We start from the raw sequence: 14,122 nt of genomic DNA on the forward strand, positions 1-14,122 counted from the left end.
TCGACGTCGGGCACGAGGGAGGAAGAAGAGGCGGCGGCAGCAGAGGGTGCGGACATGGCGGCATTCCAAAAATCAATGCGTGCAATATCGCCCAAGCGCAGCGCGGCGGATAGCAAAAAAATGGAACACCTTGATTCGCAAATAGAATCAACTCCAGCCATCGCCTGCCCTATTGCTGAGCAATCAGGGCAATATTGAAGCGCACCAACGGTATAAACCCTGAGAATCATTCCCCGGGAGCATGAACAGCGATGTTTCGCAAGACCTTTCTGCCGCCCGTGGCCGACCTGCTGGCCTTCGAGGCTGCGGCGCGCCATACCAGCGTCTCGCGCGCGGCCGAGGAGTTGCACCTGACGCAGAGCGCCGTCTCACGCCAGATCCGCCAGCTGGAGGAACAGCTGGGCATGGCGCTGTTCCACCGCGTGCGCCAGCGCGTAGTGCTGACCGATGCCGGGCGCGTGTACGCGGCCGACGTGCGCGCCCTGCTGCAGCAGCTGTCGGCGGCCACGCAGAAGGCCATGGCCTTCTCCAGCGCGGGCGGGCTGCTCAACCTGGCCGTGCTTCCCACGCTGGGCACGCGCTGGCTGATCCCGCGGCTGCCGAGCTTCATGGCGCTGTACCCCGATGCCACGGTGAATTTCTCGGCCCGCTCGGAGCCCTTCGACTTCGCGCAGGAGCCCATGGACGCAGCCATCCACTTCGGGGCACCGCACTGGGCGGGCGCAGTGTGCGAGTACCTGATGCACGAAGAGGTGCTGCCCGTGTGCAGCCCCCTCTACCGCACGCAGCAGGGCCTGCGCACGCCGGCCGACCTGGCGGGCGCCATGCTGCTGCAGCAGAACACCCGCCCCACGCAGTGGGCGGAGTGGTTCGAGCATGTGGGCGCGCCCACCCCGCAGGCGCTGCGCGGCCCGCGCTACGAGCAGTTCTCGATGATTGCGCAGGCGGCGGTGTCGGGCCTGGGCGCGGCCCTGCTGCCACGCTTTCTGATCGAAGGCGAACTGGCCTCGGGCGCGCTGGTGGCCCTGTCCAGCCAGGTGCTCACCAGCAGCGAGGCCTACTACCTGGTCTACCCCGAGGCCCGCGCCCAGACCCCGCTGGTCAAGGCCTTCCGGGACTGGCTGCTGGCGCAGTGCCAGGGGGCCACCAACTGACCCCGTAGTGTGCCGGCGGTCTACAGCAAGGCCGCAGCCATCATGCCCAGCCCGACGATGCTCACTGCCCAGGTGGCCGTGCGCACATACGGGATGCCGATGTAGTACACCGGGATGTAGACCATGCGCGCCCAGAAGAACACCTGGGCGCCCAGCTCTACCTGGCTGCCGGTGCGGTTGCTGGCCGTGGCCGCCAGGCCCAGGATGGCAAAGAACACGAGGTTGTCGAAGCTGTTGCGCGCCGTGCGCTCGGCGCGGCCGGCAAAGGCCCCCGGGTCGGCCATGTGGTCGCGGTTGCCGAAGGCCAGCAGCAGGCCCGAGGGCGTCCAGGCGCGGGCGCGAATCAGGCTGGCCACGACCACCAGCAGCCAGGTGATGATGGCGAAGTACACGACGAGGGTGAGGATGGGGTTCATGGCAGCCCTGGGGCAAGGGGGTTGGAAAACGCCGCATCCATGGCACCTGGACAGGGCAGGAACCCGCAGCATACGCCGCCCGCCAGCCTGCCCGCCGCCCGGCTCAGTTCGGCGCGGCTGGCACGCCGCCCGGCACCAGGCGCTGCTCGGGCTGCTGCCCCGCCAGGCTCTGCGCAGGCCGACGCAGCGTGGCATCGAACGGGTGGATGCGCGGGCCGATGGCCGCGGCCTCGCGCTTGAGCAGCTCCACCACCGTGGGCAGGCGGTCCTCGTTGAGGCGCGCCGAGATGGTGCCCACGCTGAGCGCCGCCACGGCGCGGCCCTCGCGGTCGAGCACGGGCACGCCCACACCGTCCATGCCCTCGAGCAGGCCGGTGTTGCGCGCGGCATAGCCGGTCTGGCGCACGCGCTCGATCTCGGTGCGCAGGTAGACCTCGTCGTACACGCCGTACTCGCGCACGCGCGAGAGGTTGAAGCGGATCACCTCCTCGCGCTCGGCCTCGGGCAGGAAGGCCAGGATGGACAAGGCCCCCTGCCCCACGCCCAGCGCCACCCGGCCACCGATGTCCCCGGTGAAGGAGCGGATGGGGAACGGCCCCTCGCTGCGGTCCAGGCAGATCGCGTCGAAGCCGCTGCGCACCAAGAGGAAGATGCTGTCGCCCAGGCTCGCGCTCAGGCGCAGCAACGCGGGCCGGCACAGGCTGCGCAGATCGCCCGGATTGCCGGCCTTGGCTGCCAGCGCGAAGAACTCGGTGGACAGGCGGTAGAGCTTGCTGCGCTCGTCCTGCTCGGCCATGCCCTCTGCGACCAGCGATTGCAGCAGACGGTGCGTGGTGCCCTGGGTCAGGCCCACGGCGCGCGCCAATTGGGTGACGCGCCCACCCTCGGCCTGCACCTCGGCGAGGGCCCGGATGACGGCAAACATGCGGGGCACGCCGCCCGTGGCGGTGGAAGCTGCTTCCATGCACTGCTCCTGTGGAATAGATGGCGTTTTGAATTCCCATCATATTCCATTAAATGGAATAAATTCAATAAATATTCTGATTAATGGAATACCCGATGCGAACTGGCCTGATTACTGCAATACATTGAATCGAAAGCGCAAGACAGTCCACGGGATGCCCAACCCTGCACCGCCCCGGTGCAGACAGGGGAACAGGCACCACAGCGACTGCCGCAGCGCGGCGATGAAACAGCGACCAGAAAGGCCCGTGCATGTCCTTCCTTCAACTCACTGACGTGACCAAGTTCTACGGCAGCACCTGCGCGGTGCAGGCCATGAACCTGGCGGTGGAAAAAGGCGAATTCGTGTCGCTGCTGGGCCCCTCGGGCTGCGGCAAGACCACCACCTTGCAGATGGTGGCGGGTTTCGAGGCGGTGAGCAGCGGCCGCATCGAACTCGACGGGCGCGACATCACGCATGCCAAGGCCAACACGCGGGGCCTGGGGATCGTGTTCCAGAGCTACGCGCTGTTCCCGCACATGACGGTGGCCGACAACGTGAGCTTCGGGCTGGAGATGCGCAAGATGCCCAAGACGGAGCGCAAGGAACGCGTGGCCCAGGCCCTGGCCCTGGTGCACCTGGAAAAGCACGCCACGCGCTACCCGCGCGAGCTCTCGGGCGGGCAGCGCCAGCGCGTGGCGCTGGCACGCGCGCTGGTGATCGAGCCGCCCGTGCTGCTGCTCGACGAGCCCCTGTCCAACCTCGACGCCAAGCTGCGCGAGGAGATGCAGTTCGAGTTGCGCCAGATCCAGCGCAAGGTGGGCACGACCACGGTGATGGTCACGCACGACCAGAGCGAGGCCATGTCCATCAGCGACCGCGTGGTGGTGATGGAGGCCGGCCGCGCCACGCAGATCGACCACCCGCACCGCGTGTACGAGCACCCGCGCACACGCTTCATCTCCACCTTCGTGGGCAAGGCCAACCTGCTGCCCGGCAAGGTCACGGCCAGCGGCAACCGCACCCATGTGGCGGTGGGCTCGCTGGCGGTGCAGGTGGAGCAAACCGGCTTTGAGCCCGGTGCCGCCGTGCTGCTCAGCGTACGGCCCGAAAAGCTGCAACTGGTGCCCGCCGTGCAGGGCCGGCTCGATGGCGAGGTGGGCGAGCGTTTCTTCCTGGGCAGCCAATGGCTGTACCGCGTGGCAACTCAGGTGGGCGACCTGATGGTGCTGGCCCCCAACGACGGCCGCAATGCGCTGAGCGAAGGCGAGCGCACCGGGCTGGACTGGCCCGACCACTGCATGCGCCTGCTGCCCGCCGACGAGGCCGCAGCGCTGCACACCGAGGTGGCTGCATGACCAGCGCTGCCCGCAAGGCCGTGCCCTGGTGGCTCTCGGGCCCGGCGCTGCTGTTGTTCACCGCCCTGCTGCTGGTGCCATTGGGCCTCACGGCCGTGCTGTCGTTCAACGCCTTCGACCCGGCCACGGGCGTGAAGGCCGGCGAGTTCACGCTGGAGCACTACGCCCATGTGTTCATGGACTCGTACTACCACGCGATCTTCTGGCGCACGTTCTGGATCTCGGCCCTGGTCACGCTGATCTGCGTGCTCATCGGCGCGCCCGAGGCCTACATCCTGAGCCGCATGGGCAACCCCTGGCGCTCGGTGCTGCTGCTGGTGGTGCTGGCGCCGCTCCTGGTCTCGGTGGTGGTGCGGGCCTTCGGCTGGAGCATGCTGCTCGGGCCCGAGGGCCTGGTCAACGGCCTGTTCAAGCTGGTCGGCATCGGGCCGGTGAAGATGCTCTACACCGAGATCGCGGTCATCATCGCCCTGGTGCACGTGATGCTGCCCTTCATGGTGATCCCCGTCTGGACCTCGCTGCAAAAGCTCGACCCCGGGGTACAGAATGCCGCACTGTCGCTCAAGGCCTCGCCCTTCACCACGCTGCGGCGCATCGTTCTGCCGCAGGTGCTGCCGGGCATCCTCTCGGGCAGCCTGATCGTGTTCGGCCTGGCGGCCAGCTCCTTCGCCATCCCCGGCCTGCTCGGTGGGCGGCGCCTGAAGATGGTGGCCACCGTGGTCTACGACGAGTACCTGCACGAGCTGAACTGGCCGCTGGGCGCGGCCGTGGCCCTGACCCTGCTGGTGGCCAATTTGGTCGTGATGCTCAGCTACAACCGCTTGGTCGAAGGCCGCTACAAAAAAGCGTTGGGATGACCATGACGATCCCGCAGGAAATCTGACCATGCACAAGAACGGCCCCATCGCCCTGGCGTTCAACGCCCTCGTCATCGCCTTCATGCTCGCGCCCCTGCTGGTCGTGTGCGTGGTGGCCTTCACGCCCGAAAACACGCTGACCCTGCCGACCACCGCGTTCTCGTTGCGCTGGTTCAAGGCGGTGTTCGAGCACCCCGACTTCGTGCAGTCGTTCTGGAACAGCCTGTGGCTGGCCCTGGCCTCGGCCACGCTGGACACGCTGCTGGCCGTGCCGGCGGGCATCGCCATCACGCGCTACGAGTTTCCGGGGCGCGGCTTTCTCAACGGCCTGTTCCTGTCGCCGCTGATCATTCCGCACCTGGTGCTGGGCGTGGCCCTCTTGCGCCTGTTCGCGCTGGTCGGCGGCAGCGGCAGCTTCGGCTGGCTGGTGCTGGCCCATGCGCTCATCGTCACGCCCTACACGCTGCGCCTGGTGGTGGCGGCACTGGTGGGCTTCGACCGCAGCGCCGAGCATGCGGCCCTGTCGCTCGGCGCGAGCCAGGCCACGGTGTTCACCCGCATCACGCTGCCGATGATCCTGCCGGGCGTCACGGGCGGGTGGATGCTGGCCTTCATCAACAGCTTCGACGAGGTGACCATGTCGATCTTCGTCACCTCGCCGAGCACGGTGACCTTGCCGGTGCGCATGTACATGTACGCCACCGAGTCCATCGACCCGCTGATGGCTGCCGTGTCGGCCCTGATGGTGGGCGTGACCGCCCTGGCCATGGTGCTGCTGGACCGCGTGTACGGCCTGGACCGCGTGCTGGTGGGGCGCAAGTGATCACCATGGCTTCCTCTGCATCTCCCTTGCTGCACCGCGTGGCCGAGACCGAGCGCCAGGCCGTGCCCTTCGTGCTCGATGGCCAGCCGGCCAGCGCCCTCGCAGGCGATACCGTGCTCACCGCCATCCTCACCCAGAAGGCGCAGCTGCGCCGCAACGAGTTCAGCCACGAGCCGCGTGCGGGTTTTTGCATGATGGGCGCCTGCCAGGACTGCTGGGTGCAGACCGACAGCGGCGAGCGCCTGCGTGCCTGCTCCACCTTCATCCAGCCGGGCATGGCCCTGCGCACCCAGGAAGGCACGGCATGAGCGATCCCCACGCCCTGCAGGCGGTGATCGTGGGCGCCGGCCCGGCCGGCATCCGCGCGGCGCAGACGCTGGCGGCCCATGGCGTGCGCCCCGTGCTGCTCGACGAAGCGGCGCGCGGCGGCGGCCAGATCTACCGGCGCCCGCCCGGGCACTTCACGCGCCAGGCATCGGCCCTGTACGGCACCGAGGCCGCTCGTGCCACGGCCGTGCATGCTGCGCTCGACGGCATCGCGGAGCGCATCGACTACCGGCCCGACAGCCTGGTGTGGAACGCCCAGGGCGGCCTGCTCGACGTGCTGCACGGCCCCACGCAGACCACGCGCAGCGTGCCCCATGGCCCGCTCATCGTGGCCAGCGGCGCGGCCGACCGCGTGCTGCCGGTGCCGGGCTGGACCCTGCCCGGCGTGTACAGCCTGGGCGGTGCGCAGGTGGCGCTCAAGTTCCAGGGCTGCACCATCGGCAGCCGCGTGGTGCTGATGGGCAACGGTCCCCTGCTCTACCTGGTGGCCTACCAATACGCGCGCGCCGGCACCACCGTGGCCGCCGTGCTGGACACCGCACGCCTGGCCGACCAGGTGGCCGCTGCGCCCGCCATGCTCACCCAACCCGCCGTGTTCGCCAAGGGTGTGTACTACGTGGCCTGGCTGCGCACGCATGGCGTGCCCATCCACACTGGCGTGCGCCCCGTGCGCGTGCTCGGCAGCGAACGGGTGGAGGGGGTTGTCTTCAGCGACGGCACCCTCGAGCACACCCTCCACTGCAACGCCGTGGGCCTGGGCTATGCCCTGCGCTCCGAAACGCAACTGGCCGACCTGCTGGGCTGCCGCTTTGCCTGGGCGCCCCTGCACCGCGCCCACCTGCCCGAGCGCGATGCCGCGGGCCGCACCAGCGTGCCCGGCGTGTACCTGGCGGGTGACGGCGCCGGCATCATGGGCGCCGATGCGGCCGAGTGGGCCGGCGAGCGCGCCGCGCTGGCGCTGCTGGCCGACCAGGGCATGGCGGTGGATGCCGCCCGCGCCCAGGAACTCGAAGGCAAGCTGGCACGCCTGGTGCGCTTTCGCGAAGGGCTGGAACGCGCCTTCCCCTTCCCCACCGACTGGGCCGCCCAGGCCCCCGACGAGCTGGTGGTGTGCCGCTGCGAGCACATCACCGCGGGCCAGTTGCGCGCAACCGTGCGTGAGGCCGGTGCCGACGAGATCAACCGCTTGAAGGCGCTGACCCGCGTGGGCATGGGCCGGTGCCAGGGCCGCAGCTGCGGCGTGGCGGCCGCCGAGATCCTGGCGCATGCCACCGGCAAGCCGGTGGAACTGGTGGGCCGGCTGCGCGGCCAAGCGCCGATCAAGCCCATCCCCATCCACCTGCAGGCCGCCGGCCCGCAACCCGGAGCCGTCGCATGAGCGCCGCCACGCCCACCCTGACCCGCAGCCCGCGGGTCCTGGATACCGAGGTCGCCATAGTCGGTGGCGGCATCGTGGGCGCATCGGCCGCGCTGGCCCTGCGCCGCCGCGGCGTGGACGTGGTGCTGCTCGAACGCGACCTGTGCGGCTCGCGCTCCAGCGGCGTGAACTATGGCGGTGTGCGCCGCCAGGGCCGCCCCCTGAGCCAGCTGCCGCTGGCGCAGCGCGCCCATGAGATCTGGGGCCGCCTGCCCGCGCTGCTGGGCACCGATGGCGAATACCAGCGCACGGGCCATTTCAAGATCGCGCGCAGCGAGGCCGACCTGGCCTCGCTGGAGAAATACCAGGCGATGAGCCGCGACTTCGGGCTCGGCATCGAGCTGCTCTCCGGCGCCCGCCTGCGCGAGCGCTGCCCCTGGATCGGAGGCCGCGCCGTGGGCGGGTCGCTGTGCCCCGACGACGGGCAAGCCAACCCGCGCCTGGTGTCGCCTGCGTTCGCACTGGCAGCGCAGCGGGCTGGCGCGCAGATCTTCGAGCGCACGCCGCTGACCGCGGTGGAGCACGATGGCAGGCAGTTCATCCTCTCCTCGGGCAGCACGCTCACCGTGCGTTCGCCCCTGCTCATCAATTGCGCCGGGGCCTGGGCCGGCCCGCTGGCGGCGCAATTCGGCGAGGCCGTGCCCCTGCGCTCGGGCCACCCGGCCATGGCCGTGACCGAGCCCCTGCCCCACTTCATGCAATGGAGCCTGGGCGTGGAGGGTGGCGGCATCTACTGCCGCCAGGTGGCACGCGGCAACGTGGTGCTGGGGGGCGGGTCTGGCGTGGCGCTGGACGGCGACCGCGCCCGCTCCGAGCGCAGCGCCATTGCGGCGCTGGCCGTGCAGGCCATCGAACTGCTGCCGGCACTCAGGCACGCCCATTTCATCCGCACCTGGAGCGGCACCGAAGGCTACCTGCCCGACCGCCAGCCGGTGCTCGATACCAGCCGCACCAGGCCCGGGCTGATCCACGGCTTCGGCTTTGCCGGCGCGGGTTTCCAGATCGGCCCCGCAGTGGGCGAGGTGCTGGCCGAGCTGGCGCGCGACGGGCGCAGCAGCACGCCCACCGATGCCTTTGCCATTGACCGATTCGCCCCTGCAGATGCGCCGGCGGCCGCAACTGCCCATTGATTCCCCTTGCATTGACCGCTACCGTTCAACCCCAGAAAGGAAAGACCCATGACCTCTTCTCGCCAGACCTCATTTCTGCGCCGCGCTCTGTCCACGGCTGCCGCAGCGGCGGCGCTGGCCGCCAGCGGCATGGCCGGTGCGCAGACGAAAACGATCTACATCGGCATGAACGGCGGCACGATGGAGAAGGCGTACACGCAGTACGTGTTCCCGGCGTTCGAGAAGCTGCATGGCGCCAAGGTGGTGGTGGTGCCGGGCACGTCCTCGGACATCCTGGCCAAGGCCCAGGCCAACAAGGACAAGCCGCAGATGCATGTGATGTTCCTTGACGACGGCATCATGGTGCGCGCCATGGGCATGGGCCTGTGCCAGAAGCAGCGGCCCAATCCGCACCTGGCCGAGATCTACCCGGCCGCCCGTTTCAAGGACGACCTGGCCAGCGGCGTGAGCCTGGGCATGACCGGCATCGCCTACAACACCAAGATGTTCACCGAAAAGGGCTGGGCACCGCCGACCTCGTGGATGGACTTCGCCGACCCCAAGTACAAGGGCAAGGTGGTGTTCCAGTCCATGCCCTCCTCGTCCTTCGGGCTGCACGGCTTCCTGATGTTCAACCGCATCCAGGGCGGCAACGACAAGAACGTGGAACCGGGCTTCAACAACTGGGCCAAGACCATCGGGCCGAACGTGCTCGAGTACATCCCCAGCTCAGCCAAGATCTCCGAGATGGTGCAGACCGGTGAGGCCGCGATGTTCCCGCTGACTCCGACCGCCGTGGCCGCGCTCAAGTCCAAGGGCATTCCCGTGGAATACGCCCAGCCCAAGGAAGGCTCGGTGGTGCTGATGGTGGGCCAGTGCGTGATCGCCAACAACAGCGAACCCGAGCTCGCGCAAAAGCTCGCCGAGTTCCTGCTGAGCCCGCTGGCCCAGGCCAATGTGCTGCAGTTCGGCGCGCAGATCCCCACCAACCCCAAGGCCCCTGCCGTGGGCGAAGGGGCGGCCCAGGTGGCCCAGATCAGCCAGTGGATGAAGAACGCCGTGACGCTGGACTGGGACGCCGTGAACGCCAACCGCCCCGCCTGGAACACGCGCTGGAACAAGACCATCGAGCGCTGATCGTCGGCAGCGGCAGGCACAACCGCTCGCGTGGCCAACCTGGTGGGGCCACGCGGGCGGGATGTGCGTGACATATGTCACCGGCCTCTGATGCATCTTGTGCACGCCATGCGCCAAACCGCCTGCAGGACTTCAGAATCCGCCCCATCGAGATTCCGAAGACATTCCGACAAGGCTTCCCCACCATGAAACGCTGGATCAAATGGACCGCAGGCAGCGCCCTGGTTCTGGGCGTGCTGGTTGCCGCCACGGCCGCCACCGGCCTGTACCTGGCCGAGCAAAAGCGCAACCGCTACATCGACATCAAGCCCCGCCCCGTGGCCTACACGACCGAGGCGCAGACCATCGAACGCGGGCGCTACCTGTTCAGCTCGCGCGGCTGCACCGACTGCCATGGCGCCAACGGCACGGGCCGAGAGTTCGTCAACGACGGCAAGGGCACGCGCCTGGCCGGCCCCAACATCACCGCAGCCGGCGTGGTGGCGCGCTACCAGCCCGAAGACTGGAACAGCGCCATCCGCCACGGCGTCAAGCCCAATGGCCGTCCCCTGCTGGTGATGCCCAGCGAGGACTACAACCGGCTGACCAACGACGACCTGAACGCCCTGGTCTCCTATATCCGCCAGTTGCCAGCGATGGAATGCACGCCTGCCACCATCGAGCTGCCTCGCCCGGCCTGGGTGCTCTATTGCGTGGGCATGATTCCCGACGCGGCTGCGCGCATTGACCACCAACTGGCGCCCTCGCGCCCCGTGCCAGCCGGCGTGACGGTGGCCAACGGCCAGTATGTGGCGAACATGTGCATCGGCTGCCATGGCGCCAACCTGGCAGGCGGCAAGATCCCCGGCGGCCCACCGGACTGGCCGGCCGCTGCCGACATCCGCCCCGGCAAGGACAGCTCCATGGCGCGCTACCCCACGGCCGAGAGCTTCGTGGCCATGCTGCGCAACGGCAAGCGGCCCGATGGCACGGCCATCCAGGTCATGCCCTTCGAGTCGCTGGGGCAGTTGAGCGATGTGGATGCACGCGCCCTGTACAACTACCTGCAGGCCCTGCCCGCCGATGGCAGCATGCCCCCGCCCCCCGCAGCCGAGGTGGCGTTGAACCGCTAAGCCCGCCGGCTGCCATGCCCACGCGCTCAATGCGCGTGCTGCGGCACCGGTTGCGCCTGGCTGTATGAACCCATGGGGCCGCCCGGTGCGGTGGAAGGCGGCGGTGCGCGGCGCACGCGCGGCACCACGCTCAGCTGCACCGTATCGAGCACCGGCGTGGCCAGCACCTGCACAGCCTTGCGCGGCAGGTCCACCAGCTGCTCGGCATGCCACACGCGCACCTGGGCTGCGCCCTCGGGCACGCTGGCAAAGCGGGCGATGCCGTTGTCGTCGGTCTTGAGCGTCCAGGCCGAATCGGTCACGAACACATGGCCGCGCATGGAGCCGTGCAGGTGGCAGCCCAGCAGCACGACACCGGCAGTGTCGAGCTTCACATCTGCGAAATTCGAGGGCTTGCCATCGGTCTTGCCGGCCAAGCGCAATTCAAAGCCACCAGCGCCGGGCGCCGCGCTGGCCGCAGGGCCGGCGGCATTGCCGCGCACATGGTGGTCCCAGCGGTCCTGGTTGGTGAAGCGCACCGTGGTGCCGGGCTGCACCACCGTCACGGCGGGCACGAACCGCATCTTCTCCTGCTCGATCACGGGGCTGGGCGCCACCAGGTTAGGCGCCGCGCCGCTGCCTGCGGGCGGATAGACCACCACCACGGCGTCGGGCACGGGCTTGCCCTCCTTGTCCAGGACCTGGATCTGTACGTTGCCGGCGTGGGCCCCCATGGCAAGGGAGCTGGCAGCGATAGCAGCGGCGATGGCGATGTGCGTGTTTTGCATGGGCAAGGGTCCCTCTCTCTGTCAGTCAGTTAACTGTGATCACGTCACGGTGCATGGGGGCCAGCAAGGCCAGCAGGCGGTTCTGCTGGGCAAAGGGAATGCCTTGCGCGTCCATGGCGCTTTGCAGCACCTCGACCAGCGCATGGAAGTGGCCCTTGTTGATCTGCATGTCGGCATGGGCGGATTTCATATCGGCCCCCTCGTATTTGCAAGGCCCGCCGCTGAGCTGGCAGAACTGGTCGGCCAGGCTCTCCTTGAGCGCCGCGGGCTTGACATCCTTGAAGTGGGCACCGATGCGCGGGTCCTTCACGGCACGGTTGACGAAGTCATCCACCAGGCGGTCGATGCCAGGCTTTTCGCCCAGCGCCTGGTACAAGCCGGCAGGCGCTGCGGATTGGGCCAGGGCGGGCACCGCCAGCAGGCAGGCACAGGCGAGGCCCAAGGCCATCAGGGTCTTTTTCATGATCGGTCTCCAAAGGTACCTGGTATCAGTTATTCATTGCCCTGCGTTCTGCCCGCCGCGCATGAAACTGGCGCGGCCCAACCCAGTGCCCCCGTGCAAGGGCCGCCCCGCCGCACCGGGGGCGTCCCCCTCCCGACTCGTGCAGCGAGTCGAGAGAGGGGTGAAGGCGCGAAGCGACTCAGGGGGTGCTTCATTTCAGAACGCGGCTTGCGCAGAGAGGTAGTAGCCGGTCTGGCGCCGGCCCTGGGTCACGCCGGGCACGATGCGGCCCAGGTCCACGTAGGCCAACGTGAGCGACAGGTGCTTGCTGGGCGCCCAGGCGATGAACAGGTCTTTCCAGTCATCCTCGCGCAGCCCAGCCCCCAGGCCCGCCGCTGCACCCAGCGCCTGCAAATTGTTGGGCTTGAAACGGTACTCGGCGCCCACCGCCAGGTCGCGGCGCAGCAGGTAGGCCACGGAAAATTCAGGCTGCAGGCTGCGGCTGTTCTTGCCCGGCGCCGCCGAGCCAAAGCCCAGCAGCCCGTTCTGGTTGGCGTTGGTGGAACGCAGCGTGGCATTGACCAGCAGGCTCTGCGCCAAAAAGAGCTTGGTGGCGCTCACATAGACGTCATTGCCGTTGTTCTTGACGCCCAGGAAGTTGTAGACCGACTGGATGGAACCAGGGTGGGCGCGCTTGTGCTCGATGCCCACCGCGATCTGCGGCATGAAGCTGTCGGCATCGAGCACCGCGTCACCGGCCACCCGGAACTTGAGGCCCACCACATCCATCTTGATGTGCTGGCCCGGGGTGACGCCAAAGGCCGCGATGCCGTTGAGCGCCAGGGCCGGCGAGGCATTGAAATCCTGCCGCGCCAACGACAGCTCGGCCCGGTCGAACAGGCCCACGGCCACGCCGTAGCCGGTCAGGCTGTAGTCCTGCGTGCCGGCCCGCGTGGCGTAGCCGCTGAAGCCGACCTCGCCCTCGGTGGCGGTGCTGCCGATCACGGCCCAGGGCGTGAGCCCCCCGCCAGCCGAGCCGGCAATGGTGCTCACACCGCCGGTGAGCAGCAGCTTGCCGGTGTCCGCCTGCGCCAGCCCGGTCGCCATGGCCAGGACCGCAAACACGGTGAAGGGACGCCTGTGGTTCATCGGGGGCTCCAGTACGAAAGCGATGTAAGAGGATGTTGCACCCTACTTACGCAATCTGGTGCGCCTCGGATTCAAAAACCACAGATATTTTTGTTCGATCCCTTGTCGAGGGGCAGCCGCCGCCAGCTCACAAGACAGCACACAAGCCACAGGCCTGCGAAACTGGCGCTGCCAAAGCCAGTGCCCCCGCGCAAGGGCCGCCCCGCCGCGCTGGGGGCGTCCCCCTCCAGCATTGCGCAGCAATGCGGGAGAGGGGGAAGGCGCGCAGCGACTCAGGGGGTGCTTCGCTCTACAACATGCGCTGGATCAGTTCGCCCTTGAACAGCACGGGCCCGGTGGGGCCGCCTGCACTGGGCACGCCGCCCCGGGGCTCCAGGCTGATGGCCAGCGCCGGCACCTGGCGCACGTCGGCCTCGCCGGCTGTCAGGTTGAGCAGGCGCTCCTGACCGAGCACGCCGAGCGAGCGCGGGCCGCCCGCGGGCGGCAGGGCCCACAGCTGCAGCGATTTGTCGGCCCCCTCCTGGAAGCCGCCCACACGCTGCAGCTCCAGCCGGTTGTTCTTCGGATCGAAGGTCACCAGCATGGAGGCTGCGGCCTTGTCGTCGGCCAGCACGGCCACGTACTGGATCTGCGGCGCGGCCTGCAGTTGTTGGCGCAACTCGGCGATCTGGGCACCGCTGCTGGCACGCAGCCCGCCATTGACCTGCACCCCGACCACCACGGCCACCAGGGTGGCCAGGGCACCGGCGGCCGCCGCACCGCGCCACAGCAGCAGGCTGCGCAGCCAGCCACCGGAGCCAGCGGATACCAGCGGCAAGGCCGGCTCGCCTGCCTGGCGCGCCGCCTGCATGGCCTGGGCCTGGCGTTCGGCCTGCACCAGGTTATGGATGCGCGTCCACACGGCGGCATCGGGCTGTGCGAGTTCCTGCAGTTCGGCCAGGCCCGACCAGTGGGTCTGCCATACCAGGGCGGCCGCTCGCACGGCGGCCTGCTCGCGGGCCAGGGTCTCGAAGCGGCGGCGCGCCCCCCCCCGCACGGTGCCGAGCGCGTAGCTGGCCCCCACCCCGGCCAACCAAAAAGGGTGTTTTGCGATGTCCAAATATGTGACCCC

16 protein-coding genes are annotated in these 14,122 nt (G+C 68.7%); 10 read left to right on the top strand and 6 right to left on the bottom strand.

From position 1 onward, the window contains the following. The coding region (locus ACK59X_RS30625) for a hypothetical protein (protein ID WP_409962591.1) at positions 1 to 198 on the top strand (198 nt) is incomplete at its 5' end. 53 nt (positions 199 to 251) lie between these two features. Next, a complete protein-coding gene (locus tag ACK59X_RS30630; protein WP_409962592.1) occupies positions 252 to 1,154 on the top strand; it encodes a LysR family transcriptional regulator in 903 nt (300 codons plus the stop codon). Positions 1,155 to 1,174: 20 nt separating this feature from the next. On the opposite strand, the gene ACK59X_RS30635 is transcribed toward ACK59X_RS30630, so the two are convergent. Together ACK59X_RS30635 and ACK59X_RS30640 are read right to left on the bottom strand one after the other, a co-directional pair. Then, the gene (locus ACK59X_RS30635; protein ID WP_409962594.1) at positions 1,175 to 1,570 is read right to left on the bottom strand and encodes an MAPEG family protein; all 396 of its coding nucleotides are present in this window, start codon (positions 1,568 to 1,570) and stop codon (positions 1,175 to 1,177) included. Positions 1,571 to 1,673: 103 nt separating this feature from the next. After that, positions 1,674 to 2,534 carry an IclR family transcriptional regulator gene (locus ACK59X_RS30640; RefSeq protein WP_409962595.1) on the bottom strand — a complete coding sequence of 287 codons (861 nt, stop codon included), beginning with the start codon at positions 2,532 to 2,534 and terminating at the stop codon, positions 1,674 to 1,676. Between the two features lie 251 nt (positions 2,535 to 2,785). Here ACK59X_RS30640 and ACK59X_RS30645 point away from each other — a divergent pair, with 251 nt between their 5' ends. The 8 genes from ACK59X_RS30645 to ACK59X_RS30680 all read left to right on the top strand — a co-directional run bounded on the left by ACK59X_RS30645 (position 2,786) and on the right by ACK59X_RS30680 (position 10,653). Continuing rightward, positions 2,786 to 3,871 carry an ABC transporter ATP-binding protein gene (locus ACK59X_RS30645; protein WP_409962597.1) on the top strand — a complete coding sequence of 362 codons (1,086 nt, stop codon included), beginning with the start codon at positions 2,786 to 2,788 and terminating at the stop codon, positions 3,869 to 3,871. Further along, positions 3,868 to 4,728, top strand: a complete 861-nt coding sequence (locus tag ACK59X_RS30650; RefSeq protein ID WP_409962599.1) for an ABC transporter permease — start codon at positions 3,868 to 3,870, stop codon at positions 4,726 to 4,728. The genes ACK59X_RS30645 and ACK59X_RS30650 overlap by 4 nt, the downstream gene beginning before the upstream one ends. A gap of 28 nt (positions 4,729 to 4,756) precedes the next feature. Next, positions 4,757 to 5,551 carry an ABC transporter permease gene (locus tag ACK59X_RS30655; RefSeq protein WP_409962600.1) on the top strand — a complete coding sequence of 265 codons (795 nt, stop codon included), beginning with the start codon at positions 4,757 to 4,759 and terminating at the stop codon, positions 5,549 to 5,551. 5 nt (positions 5,552 to 5,556) lie between these two features. Then, complete coding sequence (locus ACK59X_RS30660) at positions 5,557 to 5,859, top strand: (2Fe-2S)-binding protein (protein ID WP_409962602.1); 303 nt, start codon at positions 5,557 to 5,559, stop codon at positions 5,857 to 5,859. Further along, positions 5,856 to 7,256 carry an FAD-dependent oxidoreductase gene (locus tag ACK59X_RS30665; RefSeq protein WP_409962604.1) on the top strand — a complete coding sequence of 467 codons (1,401 nt, stop codon included), beginning with the start codon at positions 5,856 to 5,858 and terminating at the stop codon, positions 7,254 to 7,256. The genes ACK59X_RS30660 and ACK59X_RS30665 overlap by 4 nt, the downstream gene beginning before the upstream one ends. Then, on the top strand, positions 7,253 to 8,425 hold the full coding sequence (locus tag ACK59X_RS30670) for an NAD(P)/FAD-dependent oxidoreductase (protein WP_409962606.1): 1,173 nt from the start codon (positions 7,253 to 7,255) through the stop codon (positions 8,423 to 8,425). The genes ACK59X_RS30665 and ACK59X_RS30670 overlap by 4 nt, the downstream gene beginning before the upstream one ends. A 48-nt stretch (positions 8,426 to 8,473) precedes the next feature. After that, complete coding sequence (locus ACK59X_RS30675; protein WP_409962608.1) at positions 8,474 to 9,541, top strand: ABC transporter substrate-binding protein; 1,068 nt, start codon at positions 8,474 to 8,476, stop codon at positions 9,539 to 9,541. 185 nt (positions 9,542 to 9,726) lie between these two features. Beyond that, a complete protein-coding gene (locus ACK59X_RS30680) occupies positions 9,727 to 10,653 on the top strand; it encodes a c-type cytochrome (protein WP_409962610.1) in 927 nt (308 codons plus the stop codon). Between the two features lie 26 nt (positions 10,654 to 10,679). Here the strand turns inward: ACK59X_RS30680 and ACK59X_RS30685 are convergent, their stop codons facing one another. From ACK59X_RS30685 to ACK59X_RS30700, 4 genes are all read right to left on the bottom strand, one after another. Next, positions 10,680 to 11,420 carry a plastocyanin gene (locus ACK59X_RS30685; RefSeq protein ID WP_409962612.1) on the bottom strand — a complete coding sequence of 247 codons (741 nt, stop codon included), beginning with the start codon at positions 11,418 to 11,420 and terminating at the stop codon, positions 10,680 to 10,682. Between the two features lie 25 nt (positions 11,421 to 11,445). Further along, positions 11,446 to 11,883 carry a group I truncated hemoglobin gene (locus ACK59X_RS30690; protein WP_409962614.1) on the bottom strand — a complete coding sequence of 146 codons (438 nt, stop codon included), beginning with the start codon at positions 11,881 to 11,883 and terminating at the stop codon, positions 11,446 to 11,448. A gap of 195 nt (positions 11,884 to 12,078) precedes the next feature. Continuing rightward, positions 12,079 to 13,011 carry a DUF3034 family protein gene (locus tag ACK59X_RS30695; RefSeq protein WP_409962616.1) on the bottom strand — a complete coding sequence of 311 codons (933 nt, stop codon included), beginning with the start codon at positions 13,009 to 13,011 and terminating at the stop codon, positions 12,079 to 12,081. Positions 13,012 to 13,300: 289 nt separating this feature from the next. Next, entirely contained in the window at positions 13,301 to 14,110 is an 810-nt protein-coding gene (locus tag ACK59X_RS30700; RefSeq protein WP_409962618.1) for an anti-sigma factor domain-containing protein, read from the bottom strand. Between the last annotated feature and the right edge of the window lie 12 nt (positions 14,111 to 14,122).

It is taken from the genome of Acidovorax sp. (assembly GCF_046339755.1).
GTDB lineage: Bacteria > Pseudomonadota > Gammaproteobacteria > Burkholderiales > Burkholderiaceae_C > Acidovorax.

Coding starts and splice junctions, on each gene's coding strand:
- ACK59X_RS30685 (WP_409962612.1), bottom strand. CDS start 11,420: ATGCAAAACACGCACATCGCCATCGCCGCTGCTATCGCTGCCAGCTCC.
- ACK59X_RS30690 (WP_409962614.1), bottom strand. CDS start 11,883: ATGAAAAAGACCCTGATGGCCTTGGGCCTCGCCTGTGCCTGCCTGCTG.
- ACK59X_RS30660 (WP_409962602.1), top strand. CDS start 5,557: ATGGCTTCCTCTGCATCTCCCTTGCTGCACCGCGTGGCCGAGACCGAG.
- ACK59X_RS30655 (WP_409962600.1), top strand. CDS start 4,757: ATGCACAAGAACGGCCCCATCGCCCTGGCGTTCAACGCCCTCGTCATC.
- ACK59X_RS30630 (WP_409962592.1), top strand. CDS start 252: ATGTTTCGCAAGACCTTTCTGCCGCCCGTGGCCGACCTGCTGGCCTTC.
- ACK59X_RS30670 (WP_409962606.1), top strand. CDS start 7,253: ATGAGCGCCGCCACGCCCACCCTGACCCGCAGCCCGCGGGTCCTGGAT.
- ACK59X_RS30645 (WP_409962597.1), top strand. CDS start 2,786: ATGTCCTTCCTTCAACTCACTGACGTGACCAAGTTCTACGGCAGCACC.
- ACK59X_RS30640 (WP_409962595.1), bottom strand. CDS start 2,534: ATGGAAGCAGCTTCCACCGCCACGGGCGGCGTGCCCCGCATGTTTGCC.
- ACK59X_RS30680 (WP_409962610.1), top strand. CDS start 9,727: ATGAAACGCTGGATCAAATGGACCGCAGGCAGCGCCCTGGTTCTGGGC.
- ACK59X_RS30650 (WP_409962599.1), top strand. CDS start 3,868: ATGACCAGCGCTGCCCGCAAGGCCGTGCCCTGGTGGCTCTCGGGCCCG.
- ACK59X_RS30695 (WP_409962616.1), bottom strand. CDS start 13,011: ATGAACCACAGGCGTCCCTTCACCGTGTTTGCGGTCCTGGCCATGGCG.
- ACK59X_RS30675 (WP_409962608.1), top strand. CDS start 8,474: ATGACCTCTTCTCGCCAGACCTCATTTCTGCGCCGCGCTCTGTCCACG.
- ACK59X_RS30635 (WP_409962594.1), bottom strand. CDS start 1,570: ATGAACCCCATCCTCACCCTCGTCGTGTACTTCGCCATCATCACCTGG.
- ACK59X_RS30665 (WP_409962604.1), top strand. CDS start 5,856: ATGAGCGATCCCCACGCCCTGCAGGCGGTGATCGTGGGCGCCGGCCCG.